Annotated in this window: 25 protein-coding genes; 11 read left to right on the top strand and 14 right to left on the bottom strand. The window is 62.1% G+C overall.

The features are described from left to right. Positions 1-9 precede the first annotated feature (9 nt). Together ABIE33_RS24185 and ABIE33_RS24180 are read right to left on the bottom strand one after the other, a co-directional pair. Entirely contained in the window at positions 10-1650 is a 1641-nt protein-coding gene (locus ABIE33_RS24185) for an ABC transporter substrate-binding protein (RefSeq protein WP_429130347.1), read from the bottom strand. Between the two features lie 49 nt (positions 1651-1699). Next, positions 1700-2755: a dipeptidase gene (locus ABIE33_RS24180; RefSeq protein WP_429130346.1), complete on the bottom strand. Its 1056-nt coding sequence runs from the start codon at positions 2753-2755 to the stop codon at positions 1700-1702. A 352-nt stretch (positions 2756-3107) separates the two neighbouring features. Between ABIE33_RS24180 and ABIE33_RS24175 the strand changes: the two genes are divergently transcribed. Continuing rightward, a complete protein-coding gene (locus tag ABIE33_RS24175; protein WP_429130388.1) occupies positions 3108-4313 on the top strand; it encodes an alpha/beta hydrolase in 1206 nt (401 codons plus the stop codon). A gap of 332 nt (positions 4314-4645) precedes the next feature. After that, entirely contained in the window at positions 4646-5662 is a 1017-nt protein-coding gene (locus ABIE33_RS24170) for a substrate-binding domain-containing protein (RefSeq protein ID WP_429130345.1), read from the top strand. Positions 5663-5671: 9 nt separating this feature from the next. On the opposite strand, the gene ABIE33_RS24165 is transcribed toward ABIE33_RS24170, so the two are convergent. The 4 genes from ABIE33_RS24165 to ABIE33_RS24150 form a co-directional block, all read right to left on the bottom strand. After that, a complete protein-coding gene (locus tag ABIE33_RS24165; RefSeq protein ID WP_429130344.1) occupies positions 5672-6715 on the bottom strand; it encodes a Gfo/Idh/MocA family protein in 1044 nt (347 codons plus the stop codon). 5 nt (positions 6716-6720) lie between these two features. Then, the gene (locus ABIE33_RS24160; protein ID WP_429130343.1) at positions 6721-7506 is read right to left on the bottom strand and encodes a ThuA domain-containing protein; all 786 of its coding nucleotides are present in this window, start codon (positions 7504-7506) and stop codon (positions 6721-6723) included. Between the two features lie 120 nt (positions 7507-7626). Next, entirely contained in the window at positions 7627-7968 is a 342-nt protein-coding gene (locus tag ABIE33_RS24155; protein ID WP_429130342.1) for an SMR family transporter, read from the bottom strand. 17 nt (positions 7969-7985) lie between these two features. Beyond that, positions 7986-8546, bottom strand: coding sequence for a TetR/AcrR family transcriptional regulator (locus tag ABIE33_RS24150; RefSeq protein WP_429130341.1), 561 nt, complete (start codon positions 8544-8546; stop codon positions 7986-7988). A gap of 139 nt (positions 8547-8685) precedes the next feature. Here ABIE33_RS24150 and ABIE33_RS24145 point away from each other — a divergent pair, with 139 nt between their 5' ends. Further along, a complete protein-coding gene (locus ABIE33_RS24145; protein ID WP_429130340.1) occupies positions 8686-9078 on the top strand; it encodes a group II truncated hemoglobin in 393 nt (130 codons plus the stop codon). A gap of 7 nt (positions 9079-9085) precedes the next feature. Next, the gene (locus ABIE33_RS24140) at positions 9086-9454 is read left to right on the top strand and encodes a DUF423 domain-containing protein (RefSeq protein ID WP_429130339.1); all 369 of its coding nucleotides are present in this window, start codon (positions 9086-9088) and stop codon (positions 9452-9454) included. 30 nt (positions 9455-9484) lie between these two features. On the opposite strand, the gene ABIE33_RS24135 is transcribed toward ABIE33_RS24140, so the two are convergent. The 5 genes from ABIE33_RS24135 to ABIE33_RS24115 form a co-directional block, all read right to left on the bottom strand. Further along, entirely contained in the window at positions 9485-9799 is a 315-nt protein-coding gene (locus ABIE33_RS24135) for an antibiotic biosynthesis monooxygenase family protein (RefSeq protein ID WP_429130338.1), read from the bottom strand. A gap of 10 nt (positions 9800-9809) precedes the next feature. Continuing rightward, on the bottom strand, positions 9810-10079 hold the full coding sequence (locus ABIE33_RS24130) for a hypothetical protein (protein WP_429130337.1): 270 nt from the start codon (positions 10077-10079) through the stop codon (positions 9810-9812). A gap of 67 nt (positions 10080-10146) precedes the next feature. Beyond that, a complete protein-coding gene (locus ABIE33_RS24125; RefSeq protein ID WP_429130336.1) occupies positions 10147-10563 on the bottom strand; it encodes a DUF2325 domain-containing protein in 417 nt (138 codons plus the stop codon). Positions 10564-10800: 237 nt separating this feature from the next. Then, the gene (locus tag ABIE33_RS24120) at positions 10801-11718 is read right to left on the bottom strand and encodes an energy transducer TonB family protein (protein WP_429130335.1); all 918 of its coding nucleotides are present in this window, start codon (positions 11716-11718) and stop codon (positions 10801-10803) included. Between the two features lie 62 nt (positions 11719-11780). Continuing rightward, positions 11781-12215 carry a hypothetical protein gene (locus ABIE33_RS24115; protein WP_429130387.1) on the bottom strand — a complete coding sequence of 145 codons (435 nt, stop codon included), beginning with the start codon at positions 12213-12215 and terminating at the stop codon, positions 11781-11783. Between the two features lie 168 nt (positions 12216-12383). Here ABIE33_RS24115 and hemP point away from each other — a divergent pair, with 168 nt between their 5' ends. From hemP to ABIE33_RS24080, 7 genes are all read left to right on the top strand, one after another. Next, positions 12384-12611 carry a hemin uptake protein HemP gene (gene hemP, locus ABIE33_RS24110; RefSeq protein ID WP_429130334.1) on the top strand — a complete coding sequence of 76 codons (228 nt, stop codon included), beginning with the start codon at positions 12384-12386 and terminating at the stop codon, positions 12609-12611. 10 nt (positions 12612-12621) lie between these two features. Continuing rightward, positions 12622-13683 carry a hemin-degrading factor gene (locus ABIE33_RS24105; protein ID WP_429130333.1) on the top strand — a complete coding sequence of 354 codons (1062 nt, stop codon included), beginning with the start codon at positions 12622-12624 and terminating at the stop codon, positions 13681-13683. 10 nt (positions 13684-13693) lie between these two features. Beyond that, positions 13694-14644, top strand: coding sequence for a heme/hemin ABC transporter substrate-binding protein (locus tag ABIE33_RS24100; protein WP_429130332.1), 951 nt, complete (start codon positions 13694-13696; stop codon positions 14642-14644). Next, positions 14631-15755, top strand: coding sequence for a FecCD family ABC transporter permease (locus ABIE33_RS24095; protein WP_429130331.1), 1125 nt, complete (start codon positions 14631-14633; stop codon positions 15753-15755). The genes ABIE33_RS24100 and ABIE33_RS24095 overlap by 14 nt, the downstream gene beginning before the upstream one ends. A 9-nt stretch (positions 15756-15764) precedes the next feature. Beyond that, positions 15765-16556, top strand: a complete 792-nt coding sequence (locus ABIE33_RS24090; protein ID WP_429130330.1) for a heme ABC transporter ATP-binding protein — start codon at positions 15765-15767, stop codon at positions 16554-16556. 169 nt (positions 16557-16725) lie between these two features. Further along, positions 16726-17094: a hypothetical protein gene (locus tag ABIE33_RS24085; RefSeq protein ID WP_429130329.1), complete on the top strand. Its 369-nt coding sequence runs from the start codon at positions 16726-16728 to the stop codon at positions 17092-17094. Positions 17095-17175: 81 nt separating this feature from the next. Further along, entirely contained in the window at positions 17176-17607 is a 432-nt protein-coding gene (locus ABIE33_RS24080) for a hypothetical protein (protein ID WP_429130328.1), read from the top strand. 85 nt (positions 17608-17692) lie between these two features. On the opposite strand, the gene ABIE33_RS24075 is transcribed toward ABIE33_RS24080, so the two are convergent. The 3 genes from ABIE33_RS24075 to ABIE33_RS24065 all read right to left on the bottom strand — a co-directional run bounded on the left by ABIE33_RS24075 (position 17693) and on the right by ABIE33_RS24065 (position 20107). Then, positions 17693-19201, bottom strand: coding sequence for a sensor histidine kinase (locus ABIE33_RS24075; protein WP_429130327.1), 1509 nt, complete (start codon positions 19199-19201; stop codon positions 17693-17695). A gap of 148 nt (positions 19202-19349) precedes the next feature. Continuing rightward, positions 19350-19904, bottom strand: a complete 555-nt coding sequence (locus ABIE33_RS24070; protein WP_077503295.1) for an RNA polymerase sigma factor — start codon at positions 19902-19904, stop codon at positions 19350-19352. Between the two features lie 8 nt (positions 19905-19912). Beyond that, the gene (locus ABIE33_RS24065) at positions 19913-20107 is read right to left on the bottom strand and encodes a NepR family anti-sigma factor (RefSeq protein ID WP_429130326.1); all 195 of its coding nucleotides are present in this window, start codon (positions 20105-20107) and stop codon (positions 19913-19915) included. Positions 20108-20159: the final 52 nt, after the last annotated feature.

Raw genomic sequence — 20159 nt, 5'->3', positions numbered from 1 at the left:
CCTTTCGGGTTATTCCTTCGAGATGCCAGCAACGAAGTTGGTGTCGAAGCTCGGGCCGAGCTTCAGGCCCTTGACGTTGCCGCGGTAGCCGGCGACTTCGGTCTGCTGGAAGATGATCACGAACGGGCTTTCGCCGAGAACGGTCTTCTGCAGTTCCTTGTAGGTTTCGGCGCGCTTGGCACTGTCACGCTCGAGCAGGGCATCCTTGGTCTTTTTCGTCAGCTCCGGAACATCCCAGGCATTGCGCCAGGCAAGCGTCTTGTTCTTGCCTTCGTCGGAGTTGTCGGGGTTGGCGGTGAAGGTTTCGGCATTCGAGTTCGGGTCGAAATAGTCCATGCCCCACTGACCGATATACATGTCGTGGTTACGGGCACGGTACTTCGTCAGCGTCTGCTTGCCGTCGCCGGGGATGATCTCCAGCTTCACGCCGGCCTGGCCGAGCGTCTGCTGGAAGGATTCGGCAATGCCGGTGACCGGCTGGCCGTTGCGCACGTCCATGGTGACGGTGAAGCCGTCAGCGAGACCAGCCTTGGCCAGCAGTTCCTTCGCCTTGGCGACGTCGAACTTGTAGGGGTTTTCGTCGAGCGCACCGAGCACGCCCTTCGGCAGGAAGCTCTGGTGGATTTCGCCGATGCCCTTGATGAGCGTCGAGCCGATCGCATCATAGTCGACCAGATACTTGAACGCTTCGCGCACCTCGGGCTTGGCGAGATTCTCGTTCTTCTGGTTGAGGCTGATGTAGTAGACCGTGCCCTTCGGCGCATTCGTCGTGGCGAGGTCGGCATTTTTCGAAACGGCGTCGAAATCGCCCGGCTCCAGGTTGCGCGCGATGTCGATGTCGCCGGCTTCCAGCGCCAGGCGCTGGCCGGAGCTTTCCTTCATATGACGATAGATGACGCGGGTGAGCTTGGCCTGTTCGCCATAGTAGTTGTCGTTGCGCTCAAGCACGATAACCTCGTTGGCGCGCCATTCGCGCAGCTTGAACGGGCCCGAACCGGCATAGCCGGTCTTCAGCCATTCATTGCCGAAGTCGTTGTCGTACTTGTACTCGTCCGTCGGCGTGACGGGCTTGACGTTCTCGAGCACGAGCTTCTTGTCGAGCACCGCACCAACGGTCGCCGTCAGGCAGTTCAAGACGAAGCTCGGCGCATAGGGCTGATCGACGGTGAAGACGAAGGTCGTTTCATCAGCGGCCTTGGCCTTTTCCGTCACGTTGTCGCCGTTGAGGCCGAACTGGGTGAGGATGAAGGCGGGGCTCTTGTCGAGCTTGACTGCACGCTCGAACGACCAGGCGACATCAGCGGCGGTTACCGGGTTGCCGGAGGCGAACTTCAGGCCAGACTTCAGCTTGAACGTATAGGTCAGACCGTCGTCGGAAACGGTCCAGCTATCGGCCAGATCGCCGACAACCTTGGTGGTGTCGTTGATGTCGAGGCGCACCAGCATGCTGTAGGTGTTGCCGGTGATTTCGGCGGCGGTCAGCTCGAAAGCTTCGCCCGGATCCATGGAGATGACGTCATCGATCGCAAAGGCTTCGACCAGCGTGTCCTTCGGCGTTTCGGCAAAGGCCGGTGCCGTCGCGGCCATCACCATGGCGAGCGCCGCCGAAGCGGTCAGAAGACGAAGACGTCCATTGAGCTTGTGCATCATTTTTTTGCAGTTCCCTCGTTTGTGCCCTTTTGGGGCTCTTCTTCATGGATCAGGCGGCCTCGTGCCAAGCCTGCCCCAGAACTCTCAGCCAGTTCTCCCGGCATATCTTTGCCAGTTCGACGTCACCATATCCGGCACTCTTAAGCGCAGCAACGAGCTTCTGATTGCCCGCCGCGTCGGCGATGCCTTCGGGTATCGTCGCGCCGTCGAAGTCCGAACCGAGCCCGACGCAATCGATGCCCATTCGCTCGACCATGTAGTCGATGTGGCGGACCATGTCGGAAAGCGGCGTCGCGGCATTTTCCTGCGCATCGGCGCGCAGCATCGTCGTCGCGTAGTTCAGGCCGACGAGACCCTTACTTTCGCTGACGGCATCGAGCTGCCTGTCGGTCAGGTTGCGCGCAACCGCCGTCAGCGCATGGGCGTTCGAATGGCTGACGACCAGCGGCTGGTCGCTCGTCTTGGCGACGTCCCAGAAGCCCTTCTCGGTGATATGGGCGAGATCAATGAGGATGCCCAAGCGGTTGCAGGCCTTCACCAGTTCGAAGCCGGCGTCGGTCAGGCCCGGCGCCGTATCGGGCGACATCGGGAAGGCAAAGGGCACGCCGTGCGCAAAGACGTTGTGGCGGCTCCAGACCGGCCCAAGCGAACGCAGGCCCGCGGCGTAGAAGGTTTCAAGCGCGGACAGATCAGCACCGATGGCTTCGCAGCCCTCCATGTGCAGAACGGATGCAAAAGCGCCCTGCCCGATCGCACCGCGGATCTCTGCCGTCGACCGGCAGAGCTTCCACGCCCCGCCCCGATCGAGGCGAACCGCGATGTCGGCCATCTCGACGGCGACGCCGAGCGACGGCAAATGCTCGAGCGGTGCCGAGAGCGGCGTGACGTAGTGGCCATTCTCGTCCGGACCCTTCAAGACCAGATCGCCCGAAGGCACGTAGATGGCGCAGAGACCGCCAACCAGACCGCCCTTTTTCGAGCGGGGCGCATCGATATGCCCCTGATCGGTGCCATCGACGAACTCGCGAACCGGGTCGCTTCCCTTGCGCGCGTTCTGCCACAGCCGCAAAAGCACGTCATTATGGCCATCGAAAACCGCCTGCATTCCGGATTTCCTTATGATTTCAGGGAGATCGGATGAGGCATTCGATGCCGCACCCAAGGTGGGTCGGTGGGATGCTATTGAAAGGTCGATACCTTTTCAATGAATATCGAGGGGTTTTACCCAGGGCCGGCTGTCGCGAAATGTTGCATGTTTGCCGCACGTGCGACGTCAGAAAAGGCGCGAAAGGGCCGAAAAGCTATGCCGAGGGCAGAAATTCTGCCATTGCTAGGGCATGAGAATTGCCTGGTTCCGATGACGGATCGGCACGCCGCATGATGCGGCATTGGGGGTTTTGTTGCTGCGTTTGCTTTCTCTGGCTGGCCGACCGGGCCAAATCAGCCGCGTCGCCACCATGCTGGTCCTGGCATCCATCCTCTCAGCCTGCGCCAGCCGACCCGTCGGCGTGCTCGTTCCCTCCGGAACGGCTGGTGGCGCTTCGGAAGTCGATCTGCTGGTCGCAACCACCCGTGCGCCCTCTACTGAGCCGGGCGTGCTTTTCAGCGGCGAGCGCGCGGACGAACTCTCATTGACCGAAATCGTCGTCTCGATCCCGCCCGCCAAGAACCGCGAGGTCGGTCAGGTGCAATGGCCGAAGAAACTGCCGGCCAATCCTGAACGCGAGTTTTCAACGGTCAGCGTGACGCCGTTGAAGGGCGACAACGACGCGCAGTCCTGGCTCAAGGGCAATCTGCCGAAAAGCCGGCGCGTGCTGATCTTCGTTCATGGTTTCAACAACCGCTATGAGGATGCGGTCTATCGTTACGCCCAGATCGTCCACGATTCAGGAACGGATGTCGCGCCGGTGATCTTCACCTGGCCCTCGCGTGCCAGCATCTTCGACTATAACTACGACAAGGAAAGCACCAACTATTCCCGCGATGCGCTGGAAGATCTGCTGCACCGCGCAGCGCGCGACCCGAAGGTCGGTGAAATCACCGTCATGGCCCATTCGATGGGATCCTGGGTCACCGTCGAGGCGCTGCGACAGATGGCGATCCGTGACGGCCGCATCACGCCGAAGATTACCGACGTCATTCTCGCTTCCCCCGACCTCGACGTCGACGTCTTTGGCAAGCAGATCCAGGCCATGGGCAAGGCACGGCCGAAGTTCACGCTGTTCGTGTCGCGCGACGACCGTGCGCTCAACCTTTCGCGCCGGATCTCCGGCAATATCGACCGGCTCGGGCAGATCGACCCGACGGTAGAGCCCTACCGGACCCAGCTTGAGACCGCCGGCATCACCGTTCTCGACCTGACGGCGCTGAAAGGCGGCGACAAGCTGAACCACGGCAAATTCGCCGAAAGCCCGGAGGTTGTGCAGTTGCTGGGCAACCGGCTGATCGCCGGGCAGACGGTGACCGATTCCGATGTCGGCCTCGGCGAACGCGTCGGCGCGGTGGCGCTCGGCACGGCCCAGACCGTCGGGAGCGCCGCAAGCATCGCGGTGTCCACGCCGATCATGATCTTCGACCCGCGCACCCGCGCCAACTACGGCAATCAGGTCCGCCGCCTTGGGCAATCGGTGGAAAATACCGTCGGATCGACTGTCGCCCCCTGACGCCACTCCTTGTTGCCTGGACAAACCCCGGTAGGCTATGATCTCTAGGGTCAGGACCTATCAAATTCATCCATTCTGTTCAGGTCCATGGGATTGGATGGATGGAAACAAGCGCAAGGCAAGACCAACAGGTCTTGTCGAGCATTGTTTTCGATCAGACGGCCCACGGAGCTGAACCCGAAGGGCGAGGCGGATTTCGCGCCTGACCGCGCCGGAATGATTTGAAAATGTTTGCGCATTTCCTGCATCTTCCCTCCTTGTCAGACACCAAATCCACCGCGCAGAATGGATGAATTTGATAGGTCCTGACCCTGGGGCAACGGGAAAAAGAAATGAATCTCAAGGAGTTCGCAGGTCGGCTGGGGCTGTCTCAAACGACGGTCAGCCGCGCGCTCAGCGGTTATCCGGAAGTCAAGAAAGCGACGCGCGAACGAGTGCTGAAGGCGGCAGCCGAACTTGGCTACCGACCGAACACTAGCGCGCTCGGCCTTGCGACCGGACGTGTCGGCACCATCGGCATCGTCTTTCGCGGCGGCGGTGATTTCGGCCCGCACACCAGCGAGTTCATGGGTGGGCTCGGCAGCCGGCTGCAACAGGCTGATGTCGATATCCTGCTTTCGACCGTCGACACGCCTGAAGCGGAGCTTGCGACCTATCGGCGGCTTGCGGCCAGCAAGCGCGTCGATGCGGTGATCCTGCATTCGCCAGCCGTCGACGATCCGCGCATCGCCTTGCTGACCGACCTGCGGCTGCCCTTCGTTCTGCACGGGCGAACAGAGACGGCGGGCGACTTCGCCTTTCTCGATATCGACAATTTCGGCGCGATCCGCCAGGCAACCGACCTTTTGACGGCGCTTGGCCATCGCCGTATCGCTCTGGTCAATGGGCATCGCGGCTATACCTTTACCGAGCACCGGCAAGATGGGTATGCGGCAGCACTTGGCGCACGCGGCATCGACATTGATCCCAACCTGCTCGGCAACGGCGATTTCACCGACGAGATGGGCTTTCGCCTGATGCAGGGGTTTCTGGCGCAGGAGAACCGGCCGACGGCGGTGCTGGCGGGTTCGATGATGTCGGCGCTCGGCGCCATGCGGGCAATCCGCAGTGCCGGAATGACGGTCGGCGAGCACATCTCGCTGATCGCCCATGACGACGTCTTTCCCTATCTGAGCCCGGACAACCTGATCCCGACGCTCACCACCACGCGCTCATCGATCCGCGCTGCCGGAATGCGGGTCGCCGAGATGGTTCTGGACCTTCTTCAGGGCACACCGGCCGCCGACCTGCGCGAGGTCTGGCCGGTGGAGCTGGTCATGCGCAACTCCACCGCGCCGCCGGCCGGCTGAAGCATTTGATTAAACCGAGAGTTCGCGTCGCTCAGCCTCGGTCTCCAACGCCAGATCAAGCACCTTCTGCAGGTTCGCCGCATGGCGGAAGCCGGGCTCGACCGTCTTCTCATCCTTAACGGCGGCGGCAAAACGCTGATAGTTGGTCAGCACCGTCCCGGCATCGATATCACGCCAGGTTGCCGTCTCGACGTCAGTACCGAGGCAGGCGCGAAGCGTCGACCCATCGGGCGTATGGACCACCTCGATCGCACCCTTTTCGCCATGAAGCCGCAGGCGCAGCTCGTTGAGATGACCGGTCGCCCAGCGGCTGGCATGGATCACGCCCATGGCGCCGTTGCCGAATTCGGCCGTCATGACGAAGCTGTCATTGGCGTCAAGGTCATATTCGCCGATGCGGTTTCCCGGCGCCTTATCGAAGGTCTTCAGCCGCGCGAAGATCCGCTCGGCGTCGGTGCCGGCTCCATAGCCCGCAAAATCGAGGATATGGATGCCGACATCTCCGAGAACGCCGTTCGAGCCGTGTTTGGTCGACAGCCGCCACAGCCACTGCGATTCCGTCGCCCAGTCGCCCCAGGCCTTGGAGACGAGCCAGCTCTGCAGGTAGGAGGCTTCGAGGTGACGCAGCTTGCCGACCTCGCCGGCGAGCACCATCGCCCTTGCCTTCTGCAGCGGCGCTACGTTGCGATAGGTCAGGTTGACCATGGTCACCAGCCCCGATCGCTCCGCCGCATCGGCCATTTCCGCAGCCTTGGCGTAGTTTTCTGCAAGCGGCTTTTCGCACAGCACATGCTTGCCGGCGGCAAGCAATGCCAGCGTCGTCGGGTGATGCGCCTTGTCGGGCGTCACGTTCGTCGCTGCATCGAATTTGCCCCAGGCAATCGCCTCGTCGAGCGAGGTGAATGTATTGGCGATACCGTGTTTCTCGGCAAAGTCTTTGGCGCGCTTGGGGTCGACGTCAACTGCGCCGACCATTTCCACCCCTTCGATCTCAGCGAAGGCTTCGGCATGGCTGTTGGCCATGCCGCCGGTTCCAACAACGAGAAGACGCATGGCGCTCACCTGTAACCCGCTTCGCCGGCCTGGTGCAGCTTCGGCCCACGCTCGACGATCGGCTCCAGCGCATTTTCGACAGGCACGTTCGGCGCCTCATGGATGGCGGTGTAGCGATTGTCGGCGTTGTAGGCCCACTTGACCGAATTGCGCAGAACCTTCTGGACATTGGCGTCATGATAGGTCGGATAGGTCTCGTGACCCGGGCGGAAATAGAAGATGTTGCCGGCGCCGCGGCGCCAGGTCAGGCCCGAACGGAACACTTCGCCACCGGCAAACCAGGAGATGAACACCGTCTCCAGCGGTTCCGGCACGGAGAACTGCTCGCCATACATCTCCTCGTTTTCGAGCACGAAGTTCTCCCCGATGCCCTCGGCGATCGGGTGGCGCGGGTTGATCGCCCAGAGACGTTCACGCTCGCCGGCCTCGCGCCACTTCAAGGCGCAGGGCGTGCCCATCAGCCGCTTGAAGATCTTGGAGAAATGGCCGGAATGCAGAACGATCAGGCCCATGCCTTCCCAGACGCGCTTGGCGACGCGCTCGACGACCTCATCGCTGACCGCACCGTGATTCTGATGCCCCCACCACAGGAGCACATCGGTCTTAGCCAGCCGCTCCTCGCTCAGGCCATGTTCCGGCTCCTGCAGCGTCGCCGTCGTCGCCTCGATCGAAACATCGGTGTTCAGTGCCGCCGCGATCGTGTTGTGCATTCCGTTGGGATAGATGCTCCTGACCACCTCATTGGTCTGCTCATGAATGTTCTCGCCCCATACGACTGTCCGGATTGACATCGGCAAACTCCCGTTTATGCGCAGCTGTTAAAATTGAAAGCGGTTTCAATTTATAAGGCTAGTGACACGCCGGCGCCTTTGCAAGAGCTTTTTGCCCTCTCAGACGTCAGTGGCCAGACATCAATGGAACGTGGATTTCGAGAAGACGTTGAGAACAACGACGCCAGCGATGATAAGGCCAAGCCCGAGGATAGCGGCGAGATCCAGCTTCTGGCCGAAGGCGAAGTATCCGACGAGCGAAATCAACACGATGCCGAGACCGCTCCAGACCGCATAGGCGATCCCGACCGGGATGTAGCGCAAGGTGTAGGACAGGAAGAAGAAGGCGACTGCGTAGCAGACGACCATCGTCACGGTCGGCACAAGCCGGGTAAAATGCTGTGCGGCCTGCATCGCCGAAGTGCCGAGCACCTCGAAGACGATCGCAACGACCAGGACGGCATAGAGCATGGCGGGGTTCATCTTGGTCTCCATCCGACCTATCGCGCCGAAAGCGCTTTGAGATTGTCTGCCAGGGCGATCCGCGCCTCGACATCGAGTTCATGGCTCTGCATCAGATCGGCAAGCCAGAGACCGTCGGCGGCAAACCGGGCGAGCACACAGTTGGGCGAGCCGTCGGTTTCGGCGAACTCCCGAGTCCGACGATTGACCCATTCACGCCAGCGGATTTTCAGGTTCGGCTCGGCAATCAGCGCGATCGTCAACATCCGCCAACCCGGCACGTCCGTCTCGGGGTCAAGCTTCGAGCAGACGTCGATATAGGCGCGGGTAAAGCGCCCCTGCGCCACCGGATCGTCAGCCATCGCCGCCTCGAGCGCCGCATCGAAACGCGCGACCAGATCGTCGAACAAGCCATCGAGCAGCGCCGACTTGTTGGGGAAATGATGCAGCAGCCCACCCTTGCTGACGCCGGCCGCCTGCGACACCGCGTCGAGCGTGATCCCTGCCACCCCCTGCTCGTGCGAAAGGCGCGCGGCCACCTCCAGCAATTGCTGGCGGACCTGCTCGGGTTGCTTCTTGCGACGATGGGCTTCTGTCATGCCTCACTAAAGATACCGTCTGGACGGTTTGTCAAGATCAATATGTTGAACCGCGCCGAAACGCCGCAAAGGGAGAAATGGAAAGCCGTTGTCCGCAAGGTCCTGGCGAGCTAGGACTTCGGGGACAAAGGAAGCGGCGATGGCAAAACCGGAAACGACGACACTCTACGAAGCGATCGGCGGCGATAAGACGGTGCGCGCGCTGACCCGTCGTTTTTACGAGCTGATGGATACACTGCCCGAAGCCGCGCGCTGCCGCGCGGTTCATCCGCCTGATCTCTCGGGCAGCGAGGAAAAATTCTACGAATATCTGACCGGTTGGCTCGGCGGCCCGCCGATCTATGTGGAGAAGCGCGGCCACCCCATGCTGCGGCGCCGGCATTTCGTTGCCGAGATCGGGCCGGAAGAGCGCGACGAATGGCTGCTGTGCTTTACCCGTGCGCTGGAAGAAACGGTGGCCCACCCGAAATTGCGGCAGGTCATTCTCGACCCGATCACCCGCCTCGCCTTGCACATGCAGAACAAGGAATGACCTGACCATGCCGACCAGTGGACTGCGCGCAACGACACTTTTTGTCGCCGGATTGATGGGAATTGCCGGGGTGGTCAGTGCCGCCGGCGCTTCGCATGGCGCCGACCCCAGGCTGCTCGCCGGGATCTCGGCCATTTGCCTGGCGCATGCGCCGGCGCTCGTCGCGCTTTATGCGGCCTGGCCGAGCTTCCGCACGGCTCCGGTCGCAGCCGTGCTGATCGCTTTTGGAACGGCGTTGTTTTCCGCCGACCTCGCCATGCGTCACGTGACGGGGCAAGGCCTGTTTCCGATGTCGGCGCCGCTCGGCGGCACGACGATCATGGCCGGCTGGCTTGCTGTTTCGCTCGGCGCCTTCCTTCCACGAAAGGCGCCGTGACGCCCAACGCGCCAGTTCACGCAGTTGAGATCAGGCGCCTTCGACGACGGAAAAGCCCTCGAACTTCGGCGGGCCGAGATACATCGAGCGGTTGTCACCGGCATTCTTGTGTGCAGCCCGGAAGTTCTCCGACTTCGTCCAGGCGGAGAAGGCATCCTTGTCTTTCCAGGTCGAATTCGACACGAAGAGCGTATAGCCCTCCTCCGGCACGCTTTCGCCCCTCAGAAGATGAAACGAGACGAAACCCGGCATTTCCGCAAGGCTTGAATCGCGGCCCTTCCAGACGGCTTCGAAAGCCTCTTCCTGGCCGATGGCGATACGAAAACGGTTCATTGCGAAGAACATGGCCTGCCTCTTATGCGCTGTCTTTCTTGCGAACCGCGTCGTTCGCGGCTCTCGGGAAGGCCAGAATAGTGCCCTCCTGCGGCTCTGCAAGCCCGAAAGGATCGCGACCCGGGCGGCGCGTTTTCCAGGAAGGGAACTCGGTGACGTTGGGGTTTTCCTCGAGCATGCGGGAACGCCGCACCAGCAATTCGTAGAGTTCGGGCACAAGCCCGTCGCCATTCTGTGCTGCCAGTTTGTGCAGGCCGATCATCATGCACTTGTCCGGACGGTCTTCATTCATCTCGAAAAAATCTCCAGGCGCGCGAGCGGCCCATCGCCGTCGCCGCGCGTCATATTCTTGGGTGGTTTTAGTCGTTGCGGCTGTTGGTCAGGTCCTGCAGCGCCCGCTCGAGGCTCGACTTCGAGCCGTTACGCAGCGGCACGAAGGCCTTGCCCCACTTCTTGCAGCCGGTCTTCACGCGAAGACAAGCGTCGTGGCTGATGCAATCGATCGGGCAGAAGACACAGTCGACGGAGGGGAGGACACGGTCGATGCGCGACACTGCCTCGCGAAGACCGCCATCGTGGTGAAGAAGCTCGGCGCCGAAGGAGCTGGCGATTTCGCGCAGATGGGCAACCTGGCAGTCGCGCCCGCCGACATAGAGGAAGCTGCGGCCTTCGAGTGTCGTCTTGGCGACCTCTACCTCTTCGCGGACCACTGTCCGTTCGGAGCCGGAACGACCCTTGCCGTTCTTGGCCGCATTATGGTGACGCTTGCCGCCCATGCAATCTTCTCCGCCTCGTTGCTGCGTCGGCGGCCCTCATGGCAACTGATCGCATTGGGATATGATCTCGACACACACCACTCGGTTGCGTCACGGCGGGAACTTATTAAACTTGATTATCAGAGTAAAGTATAAACATGAGTTTTCTAATCATATTTATTCCGGGCTTCCCGCAGACGCACCCCTGAATCGATACGCCTGCCGTTAAGGCTGAACAAACGGCATGAATTGGTCGTCTCAGCCCGGATTGTAGGCGATCGGCAAATTAAACGTCCAACTGCTGCGGCCGGCATCGGCAGGTATTTTAGGGAATGGCGCTGCCCGGCGCACGGTTTCCAGTGCCGCCTGATCGAGAACCGACGATCCGGAACTTCCTGCTAGCCGGAGACCCGAAAGCCCCCCGTCCGCCGTAACGACAAAGCTCACGGTTGCAGTACCGGTGATACCCTGGCGCTTCGCCTGGGACGGATAGCGATGCTTCCTCATCACCTTGGTGCGCACCTTGCCCTTATAGTTCTCGAAGGAACCATTGCCATCCGCCTGAGCTACCTTGCCGTTTCCGGATGCCACATTGGAATTGGCAGTCTCCGAACCATCAGCCTTACCTTTGACCTGGCTCTGCGCCTGCTCTCCCTTGTCGCCCGTCTTCTTGCGGGTAACCTTCTTTTTCTTGACCGGGTCCTTCTTGGGTTCAGGCTTTTCAACCTTCTCCTTCTTGGGCTCCCGGATCTCCGGCTTCTCCTCGGGCACGACGGTCTCGATCGGCGCGACGCTGGCTGTAACAACCGCCTCGGCCACCTGCAAGGTCGGCACCTGGTCCGCCGGCAGGATGACGTCGGCTTCCGTCGCAACCAGATCGTGCGGCTGCTCCGCCGCGATCTCAGGCACGGTCGAGGTTACCTCTTCAACCGGCTTAATTTCCTCTGGCTTCACTTCATCGGGAACGTCTTCGGTCGGCTCGACGATTTCGGATGGATCCCCGGCTTGCAACGTTTCGTCGAAGGCGTCACCGAGAAGCGCAACTTCGGTCGCCACGCCGCCAATCATGAGATCCGGCTCGTTTTCCGGCGTAGACGAGGCAAGGTACATGGCAACGCTGGTATGCGCCACGAGGGAGAAGGCGATTGCGCCGATCCATTTCACGGTATGCTTCATCTTAGCCTAACCTTCGCCGCAAACCGCGACGCCAACGCAGTACTCAATGCGAAAAAACGACCTCAGCCCTTGAGCTCGACCGGCGACTTCGAGCCGGTCTTAAGGCCCTTCATGCAGGCGTCGCCCTGGACGCCATCGCCGACACAGGCCGGCGCGTCATTGATCAGCAGGCTCCTCACCGCCTCGCAATTGGTGCCGGGAAGATCGAACTGGCGAACCTTGGTCTTGCCCGCAGGCAGGTCGCGGAAGTCGAGCACCGCCATGCGCTCGACCAAGCCCTTCTGGTCGAAGATCACGAACTCGAAGGAAACCTTGCTCAAATTCTGCGCGAACGCGTTGCCGGCGACGAAGGTGAGCTTGCAGCCCTTCTGCGATGGCGCGACCTCGTTGAGTTCAATGTTGAGCGCGCCAGCGGGCGCAGCGTCCTGAGCGGCTGCACCGCCTGCTGCAAGCGCAAGTGCGAAGGCCACGGGAACAACCATACGGGAAAGGTGCATCATTCTAATACCACTCACGATCGGCGCTCCGAACCTTGGGAGCGTTGAAGTCGTCGCCATCTATCCACAAGCGCGGAGCGTCTAAGTTGAGTGTGGCGATCCGGTATTGCGTCCATAAAGAAATATGAGTAATGAAGTCAAGATAGTAAACGAATTGCACGGCAGGAAATGCGGGAAAAACACCGCCTCCCGCCATCTCGAGACGACCGAACCGTGGCAGCCGACGACACCGATCACGCGCGACTTTCGCAACCTGCGGCCTCCATGCAGCGTGCCCAACGGGTCGTCGAGAGCCGAGACCTGTTTCGCGGCGAAAGCGAGATCCTCATTTCCCACGACGGGGCGATCTACCGCATGAAGATCACCCGTCAAGGCAAACTGATCCTGAACAAATAGGCAAATGACAATGACCGAGAGCCTCCGTCCCACCCCGTCCGAAATCCGTGCCTATCGCGCTGAGAACCCGAAAATGCGCGAGCGCGACATCGCGGCTCAGCTCGGCGTTTCGGAAGCGGCTCTCGTGGCCGCCGAATGTGGTTTGACCGCCGTGCGCATCGACGCGGATGCCAACCGCTTCCTGCTGCGCGCCGAGGAACTGGGCGAGGTCATGGCTTTGACCCGCAACGAAAGCGCCGTTCACGAAAAGATCGGCGTCTACGAAAAGATCACCACCGGCGAGATGGCCAGCATCGTGCTTGGCGAGCAGATCGACCTGCGCGTCTTCCCGAGCGCCTGGGCGCATGCCTTTGCCGTGACCAAGACCGACGACAGCGGCGAAGCACGCAAGAGCCTGCAGTTCTTCGACAAATGGGGCAATGCCGTCCACAAGCTGCATCTGCGCCCGGCGTCGAATGTCGCCGCCTACGACAAGATCGTCGAAGACTTCCGTCTCGATGACCAGTCGCAGACCTTTGTTGCGGACGCCAGCGCACCGGTTGCCGACGACAAGCAGGAGAGCGTCGTCGACGTCACCGAACTGCGTGACCGCTGGACCAAGATGACCGACACGCACCAGTTCCACGGCCTGCTGCGCAAGCTGAAGATCGGCCGCCGCCAGGCGCTGCAGCATATCGGCGACGACTTCGCCTGGCGCCTCGACCCGTCGAGCGTCGAAACGATGATGCGTGCCAGCGCCGAGGTCGAACTGCCGATCATGTGCTTCGTCGGCAATCGCGGCATGATCCAGATCCATTCCGGCCCGATCGCCAAGATCGCCCCGATGGGCCCGTGGCTCAACGTCATGGACCCGACCTTCCATCTGCACCTGCGCACCGATCACATCGCCGAGCTTTGGGCCGTGCGCAAGCCGACTGTCGACGGTCACGTCACCTCGATCGAGGCGCTCGACGCCAAGGGCGAGATGATCATCCAGTTCTTCGGCAAGCGTAAGGAAGGTTTTGCCGAGCGCCCTGAATGGCGCGATATCGCCGAGGGCCTCGCACGCCTCGACACCACCGTCGCAGCTTAAGGACAGCGTGATGATCAACGGTCTCGACTTCCGCCGCCTTCGCCGCTGGGAGCTGGCTCTGGCCGCGTTTGCGGTTTCGGCTCCGTTCCTGCTGCCCGCCGTGGCGCCGGGGGCGCCGTCGTTCATTCGCCCGGCCATGGCAGAGACCATGCAGCAGCCGGACGTCTCGCGCGTCGTTTCGGTTGGCGGTGCGATTACCGAGATCATCTACGCACTCGGCGAGGAAGGCCGGCTGGTCGGCCGCGATTCGACGAGCACCTATCCGGAAGCTGCAACCAAGCTGCCTGACGTCGGCTACATGCGCCAGCTCGCCCCGGAAGGCATCATCGCGGTCAATCCGAGCGCCATCATCGCCGTCGAAGGCAGCGGGCCGCCGGAGGCGCTTGCCATCCTGAAGGATGCCAACATCGCCTTTACCAGCGTGCCGGAAACCTTCGACAAGGACAGCATCCCGGCAAAGATCCGCTCTGTCGGCGCCTTCCTCAATGTGCCCGACAAGGCGGAAACGCTGGCAAAGTCGGTGGAAGCCGACCTTGCCGCCGCCATCGCCGATGGTGCCAAGCGCCCGGAAAGCGAACGCAAGCGCGTTCTTTTCGTGCTCAGCACCCAGGGCGGCAAGATCATGGCGTCGGGCACCGGCACGGCTGCCAACGGCATCATCGAGCTTTCCGGCGCGATCAACGCCGCCGGAAAATTCCCAGGCTACAAGGCCCTGACCGACGAGGCGATCATCGAAGCCAAGCCCGACGTCATCCTGATGATGGATCGCGGTGGCGAACACAGCGCCAAGGCGGACGAACTCTTCGCCCTGCCGTCGCTGAGCCTGACGCCTGCCGCAAAGACCAAGGCGCTGATCCGCATGGACGGCCTGCACCTGCTCGGTTTCGGCCCGCGCACCGCAAGCGCCATCCGCGAGCTCAACGCCGCAATCTACGGAAAGAAGGCCAATGCCTCGCAGTGAGGCAGTGGCCCGCGGCATGCGTCTGACCGCCCTCTCCGCCGATATCCGGGCCGAATGGCGGTCCGGCAATCGCGCGCGGCTGGCCCGCGTCGTCATTGCGCTGCTCGTCGTTTTCGCCGGCGCCACCTTCATCGGTTCGATCATGACGGGTGCAGCCGACGCCTCGCTGTCCAACGTCGTGCGCTGGCTTCTGGGCGCGAGCGATGCGGATCAGGTCCTGAGCATTCGCGACCGCATCATCATTCTCGACATTCGGCTGCCACGCGCCGTGCTCGGCATGCTCGTCGGCGCATCGCTTGCCGTCTCAGGCGTCGTCATGCAGGGGCTGTTCCGCAACCCGCTGGCCGATCCCGGCCTTGTCGGTGTCTCCTCCGGTGCAAGCCTTGGCGCGGTTCTTTTGATCGTGCTCGGCTCGGCGGTGTTCGGCCCACTGTTCGCGCTCTTCGGTTTTTATGCCCTGCCGGTCGCAGCCTTCATCGGCGGCCTCGTCACCACGCTCCTGCTTTACCGGATCGCCACGCGCGGCGGGCAGACCTCGATTGCCACGCTGCTTCTCGCCGGCATTGCGCTTGGCGCGCTGACCGGCGCCTTCACCGGCGTGCTGATCTTCATGGCCGACGACAAGCAATTGCGCGACGTCACCTTCTGGGGTCTCGGCTCGCTTGCCGGCGCCAACTGGACGAAGATCGCCGCAGCGGCGCCGATCATCCTGTTGTCGCTCGCGGTCACGCCCTTCCTGGCGCGCGGCCTCAACGCCATCACGCTCGGCGAAGCAGCCGCGTTCCACATGGGCATTCCGGTGCAACGCATGAAGAACATCGCCATCGTCAGCGTCGCCGCGGCAACCGGCGCGTCGGTTGCCGTCAGTGGCGGCATCGGTTTCGTCGGCATCGTCGTGCCGCATCTGCTGCGCCTCGTCATCGGACCCGATCACCGCTATCTCGTGCCGGCATCGGCGCTTTTGGGCGGAACATTGCTGATCCTGGCCGACATGATCGCCCGCACGATTGCCTCGCCCGCAGAGTTGCCGATCGGCATCGTCACCGCCTTCATCGGTGCGCCGTTCTTCCTCTGGATCCTGCTGCGCGGTCGCACGACCATGGGACTGTGAGAAGAAACCATGATCAAGGCATCCAACCTCTCCGTCCAGCTTGGCGGCCGCCAGGTCATCCACGGCATCTCGCTTGAGGCCGAGCCGGGCGCCCTGACCGCGATCGTCGGCCCGAATGGCTGCGGCAAGACAACGACGCTGAAGGCGATCTCCGGCGAATTGCCGCCGGAAAGCGGATCGGTCAGCATCAACGGCCGCAATCTCAAGGGCCTGAAGCCTTGGGAACTCGCACTGAAACGCGGCGTGCTGCCGCAATCGACGGTGATTTCGTTTCCCTTCACCGTGCGCGAAGTGGTGCGGCTCGGCCTGACCGCAGGCGCGACATCAGATCCCAAGGCCAATGACCGCATCGCCGCCGAGGCGCTTGAAGCCGTCGATCTCGGCGGTTTTTCCGGGCGCTTCTACCAGGAGCTTTCGGGCGGCGAACAGCAACGCGTCCAGCTCGCCCGCGTCCTCTGTCAGATTTCCGACCCTGTCGCAGATGGTGAGCCGCGCTACCTCTTGCTCGACGAACCGGTGTCGAGCCTCGATATCCGCCACCAGCTGACGATCATGCAGCTGGCACGCCGGTTCTGCGAGCGGGGCGGTGGCGTCATCGCCGTCATGCATGATCTCAACCTGACGGCGATGTTCGCCGACCGGATGATCATGATGAAGGCCGGAAAGATCCGGGCAGGCGGCGCTCCGCGAGACGTGCTGACCGACGAGACGATGGAGGCGGTGTTCGGCTGCCGCATGCAGGTCAGCGCCATGCCGGCAGCCGGCGTGCCTTTCGTGCTGCCGCAGACCGCGACACTCTAGCCGCCACGGCTGCAAATCGCGCCAACTTCAAGATTTATCGAAACAATTTGCGCACTCGTGCGTTGTTCTCCTCGAAGGACTGGCCGTGGCGATGAGCTTGCCATGGCCGCGGTTCGAGCAATCACGCCGGTCGCCCTTGGCCGGCGTTGCAGCGAAAGGGAGACCAATCATGGCTTCAGGCCTCTTCTCAGGTTCCAGTTCACGGTCGAGCAAGCGCAACGGCGCGCTCGCTGACATTTCCGTCGAAGACCAGCTCAGCGAACTGCGCAGCGACATGGCGGCACTCGTCGCGTTGCTTGCCGACCGCGGTGCCGGCGCATCGAAACAGGCACGCAGCAAGGCGCACGATGTGCGCGAGCAGGCGGAAGCCGGCCTTCAGGACCTCATCGCAAGCGGCGAGGAACTGATAGGCGACCTGCGCGACCGTTACGCGGGCACGGAAAAGCAGCTTCGCAATGCGGTGCGCGAACACCCGTTCGCAACACTTGGCACGGCAGCTCTCATCGGCCTGATCGCCGCGGCACTTCTGCGGCGCTAGGACAAGTGCGGACCTTGCAACGGGGTGGGAACGCAAGATGCGGCCCACCCGTTTTGACGTGTTACCAGGGAGTAAATGCGCATGGGACCACTTGGGGCTGCCCTGTCCGCCTTGCTGGCCGCCGACATCGGCGCCACCGCATCACGTTTCAAGCGCAACGCCGCCTTATGCGCCGTCGTCGCCGTGTTGCTTGTCACCGCCTACGTATTCGCGCTGATTGCGATCGCGCTTTATCTCAGCGCCACCTATTCGCCGGTCGTCGCAGCCGCATCGATAGCGGCAGCGCTCATCCTGACAGCCCTGGTGCTGATCATCGTGATGATCGCCCTGCAAGGTCGGGATCGGCGCCTGGCCGAAGAACGTCGGCGACGGTCGATGATGCAAACCAATCTGACGATACTGGCTGCGACAAGCCTTCTGCGCAAGCAACCGCTGCTCGCTGTCGGTACTGCGCTGGCCATCGGCGCCTTGCTCGGCACAGGCAAGAAACGCAGGCCGCGGCGGGAACCCTAACAAGCATTCCTACAAAAACTACGTAGCCGCTTTCCGTCCGGAAAGCGCCAAGACGAGGTGCGGCGCTACCGAAACGGCAGCGCCCCTAAAGCGGCAAGCGGATCAGGGCGGTCACGCCGGCTGCCATGTACTCGACCTTCACCGAACTGCCGAGAACCTTGTCGAGGCTACGCTCTATCAGGATGGAGCCGAAGCCCCGACGTTTCGGTTCGCGCACCGGCGGCCCGCCAACCTCAGTCCAGGTCAGATGCAACACCGCTTCGCCTTCTTCGACGACGTTGCGCGCCGTCAGCACCACCTTGCCGCCCGACACCGACAACGAGCCGTACTTCACTGCATTGGTCGCAAGCTCGTGCAGCACGAGCCCAAGTCCGACCGCCTGGTCGGGGCCCAGCAACACTTCATCTTTGTGCAGTTCGATCTGGTCCGCATAGACGCTGACATGCGGCATCAATTGCTTGGAGATCAGGTCCGCAAGCCGGATCGTGCCCCACTCATGGTCAGAGAGAAGCCCATGCGCCTCGGAGATCGCCTGAAGTCGTCCGGCAAAGGCGGTCATGAATTCGGCGGGATCGCTGGTCTGGCGCAGGGTCTGGCGGGCGAGCGACTGCAGCATCGCCAGCGTATTCTTGACCCGGTGATTGAGCTCCTTGAGCAACAATCGCGTCCGCTGGACCGATGCCTGCTGGTCGGTGACATCGATGGTGACGCCGATGAAGGTCAACGGACTTCCCTTGCTGTCCCGATCATGCACCCGCCCGCGGCCGAGCAGCCAACGGCCGGTGTTTCCGACCCGGAACATGCCGTCATATTCCTCATTCGCCTTCATCGCCTGGCGAAGCTTGGCAAAGGTTGCGCCGCGGTCGTCGGGATGGATGGCGCCGAACATTTCCCTGGCGCCGAACGAACGATCGGCCGGCAGGCCGAACATGCGCATCAAGGCGCTGTTGCCGGCGATCACGCCGGAGCGGACGTCCCAGAGCCAGCTGCCGATATTGGCAGCCTCGAGCGCCATCGCGTGGCGCTGTTCCTCGCGGGAAAGCGCTGCCTCCTTGATGGCACGCCGTCGCGCCTCGTCCTTGAGCTTGAACAGCGCTGCGGCAAGACCGGCAAGCCGGCGCAGCTGCTCCATCAGATGCGGTGCGACCTCGCTGCGCGCGGCGACGTCGAGCACGCAGACCGTGCCGACCGGCTGGCCATCGAGAACGACGGGCGCACCAGCGTAAAACCGCAGGAATGGCGTGCCGGCAACCAGCGGCCGATTGCGAAAACGCAGATCGACTGAGGCGTCGAAAACGACAAGGCCGTTGCCTCCCGCATCCGCCGCCGCATGCACGCAGAACGAATCTTCCGATGAAGCCCGTGTCTCCGTCGTGCCGACTGCCGCCTTGAACCATTGCCACTCGCGATCAAGCAGAGTGACGAGCGCGATCGGCGCATCGAAGAGGCGGGCAGCGATCTCGGCAATGCCGTCGAAATCCGTGTCGGGTACCGCCATATCCGGCACCGTCGCATGCAGCACGCTCAGGCGCTCGGGCGCGTCGAGCAACGATATTTCCGGCAGGGCGGTCTTTTCTTCTCTTTTTTCGCGCATCCGGCCTTAACTCCAAACTGCCGCACCCGTCGGCCGGCGCCGATTGCCATTGGCGCACGGCGCGCCTCGGCGGAGGCGTTCAGGCCGCCACTGAAAGCAGGGCTGCTCTCGATTTGCAACGCTCTGGCGGCCAAAAAGAGCTTTCGGATCAGGAAACGAATGCCCGTGAGGTAATGGGAGCGGACGTTTCGTCCGGACCGTAGTCGTTTTCGCCCTGCACCTGGAGGATATCCTGAAGGCGCTGGCGAGCGCGATTCACCCGGCTCTTGATCGTGCCGAGAGCACAGCCGCAGATCGTTGCCGCTTCCTCATAGGAAAAGCCCGACGCACCGACGAGTATGATCGCCTCGCGCTGATCCGGGGGCAGCGTCTCCAATGCCCTGCGGAAATCCTGCAGGTCGAGCGAACCATATTGTTCCGGATGGTGGGCAAGCGACTCGGTGAAATGGCCGTCGCTGTCCTGGACCTCGCGTCCGCGCTTGCGCATTTGGCTGTAGAGCTCGTTGCGCAGGATCGTGAACAGCCAGGCCTTCATGTTCGTGCCCATCTGGAAGTGATCCTGCTTGGCCCAGGCTTTCATGATCGTGTCCTGGACAAGATCGTCGGCCCGGTCATGACGACCGATGAGGGACATGGCAAAGGCGCGAAGGCTCGGCAGGGCGGCGAGCATCTCTCGCTTAAAATCATTCTTTTCAGACGACATTCCGGCGCTCACTCCCTGCCCTGCAGAACCGATTGCTGCTCGGCTGCGTCGAGTTTTTCCAGAAGATCGAGAAAACGCGAAGGTATCGCTTCTTCCTGAACGGACTGATAGAGCGCCTTTAACTTGGCCGCGATCTGCGTGTTTGGGTCTTCGGTCCATGAGGTCGTACCGGAAGTGCGCCCCGCCCCTGTTTTATACTTCATTGTCAATCTGTCGCCTTGTGGTGTTCATTACCGCCTTAACGCGTCTGAAAAA

The organism is Ensifer sp. 4252, assembly GCF_050434565.1.
In the GTDB taxonomy this organism is placed as follows: domain Bacteria; phylum Pseudomonadota; class Alphaproteobacteria; order Rhizobiales; family Rhizobiaceae; genus Ensifer.
The sequence above is the reverse complement of the archived record's forward strand: the minus strand, read 5'-3'. Positions and strand labels throughout refer to the sequence as shown.

Coding starts and splice junctions, on each gene's coding strand:
- ABIE33_RS24075 (WP_429130327.1), bottom strand. CDS start 19,201: ATGCGCGAAAAAAGAGAAGAAAAGACCGCCCTGCCGGAAATATCGTTG.
- ABIE33_RS24115 (WP_429130387.1), bottom strand. CDS start 12,215: ATGCACCTTTCCCGTATGGTTGTTCCCGTGGCCTTCGCACTTGCGCTT.
- hemP (WP_429130334.1), top strand. CDS start 12,384: ATGCGGGAAAAACACCGCCTCCCGCCATCTCGAGACGACCGAACCGTG.
- ABIE33_RS24180 (WP_429130346.1), bottom strand. CDS start 2,755: ATGCAGGCGGTTTTCGATGGCCATAATGACGTGCTTTTGCGGCTGTGG.
- ABIE33_RS24085 (WP_429130329.1), top strand. CDS start 16,726: ATGGCTTCAGGCCTCTTCTCAGGTTCCAGTTCACGGTCGAGCAAGCGC.
- ABIE33_RS24130 (WP_429130337.1), bottom strand. CDS start 10,079: ATGAATGAAGACCGTCCGGACAAGTGCATGATGATCGGCCTGCACAAA.
- ABIE33_RS24120 (WP_429130335.1), bottom strand. CDS start 11,718: ATGAAGCATACCGTGAAATGGATCGGCGCAATCGCCTTCTCCCTCGTG.
- ABIE33_RS24080 (WP_429130328.1), top strand. CDS start 17,176: ATGGGACCACTTGGGGCTGCCCTGTCCGCCTTGCTGGCCGCCGACATC.
- ABIE33_RS24090 (WP_429130330.1), top strand. CDS start 15,765: ATGATCAAGGCATCCAACCTCTCCGTCCAGCTTGGCGGCCGCCAGGTC.
- ABIE33_RS24140 (WP_429130339.1), top strand. CDS start 9,086: ATGCCGACCAGTGGACTGCGCGCAACGACACTTTTTGTCGCCGGATTG.
- ABIE33_RS24125 (WP_429130336.1), bottom strand. CDS start 10,563: ATGGGCGGCAAGCGTCACCATAATGCGGCCAAGAACGGCAAGGGTCGT.
- ABIE33_RS24145 (WP_429130340.1), top strand. CDS start 8,686: ATGGCAAAACCGGAAACGACGACACTCTACGAAGCGATCGGCGGCGAT.
- ABIE33_RS24175 (WP_429130388.1), top strand. CDS start 3,108: ATGCTGGTCCTGGCATCCATCCTCTCAGCCTGCGCCAGCCGACCCGTC.
- ABIE33_RS24065 (WP_429130326.1), bottom strand. CDS start 20,107: ATGAAGTATAAAACAGGGGCGGGGCGCACTTCCGGTACGACCTCATGG.
- ABIE33_RS24070 (WP_077503295.1), bottom strand. CDS start 19,904: ATGTCGTCTGAAAAGAATGATTTTAAGCGAGAGATGCTCGCCGCCCTG.
- ABIE33_RS24165 (WP_429130344.1), bottom strand. CDS start 6,715: ATGCGTCTTCTCGTTGTTGGAACCGGCGGCATGGCCAACAGCCATGCC.
- ABIE33_RS24095 (WP_429130331.1), top strand. CDS start 14,631: ATGCCTCGCAGTGAGGCAGTGGCCCGCGGCATGCGTCTGACCGCCCTC.
- ABIE33_RS24170 (WP_429130345.1), top strand. CDS start 4,646: ATGAATCTCAAGGAGTTCGCAGGTCGGCTGGGGCTGTCTCAAACGACG.
- ABIE33_RS24185 (WP_429130347.1), bottom strand. CDS start 1,650: ATGATGCACAAGCTCAATGGACGTCTTCGTCTTCTGACCGCTTCGGCG.
- ABIE33_RS24160 (WP_429130343.1), bottom strand. CDS start 7,506: ATGTCAATCCGGACAGTCGTATGGGGCGAGAACATTCATGAGCAGACC.
- ABIE33_RS24135 (WP_429130338.1), bottom strand. CDS start 9,799: ATGTTCTTCGCAATGAACCGTTTTCGTATCGCCATCGGCCAGGAAGAG.
- ABIE33_RS24150 (WP_429130341.1), bottom strand. CDS start 8,546: ATGACAGAAGCCCATCGTCGCAAGAAGCAACCCGAGCAGGTCCGCCAG.
- ABIE33_RS24155 (WP_429130342.1), bottom strand. CDS start 7,968: ATGAACCCCGCCATGCTCTATGCCGTCCTGGTCGTTGCGATCGTCTTC.
- ABIE33_RS24105 (WP_429130333.1), top strand. CDS start 12,622: ATGACCGAGAGCCTCCGTCCCACCCCGTCCGAAATCCGTGCCTATCGC.
- ABIE33_RS24100 (WP_429130332.1), top strand. CDS start 13,694: ATGATCAACGGTCTCGACTTCCGCCGCCTTCGCCGCTGGGAGCTGGCT.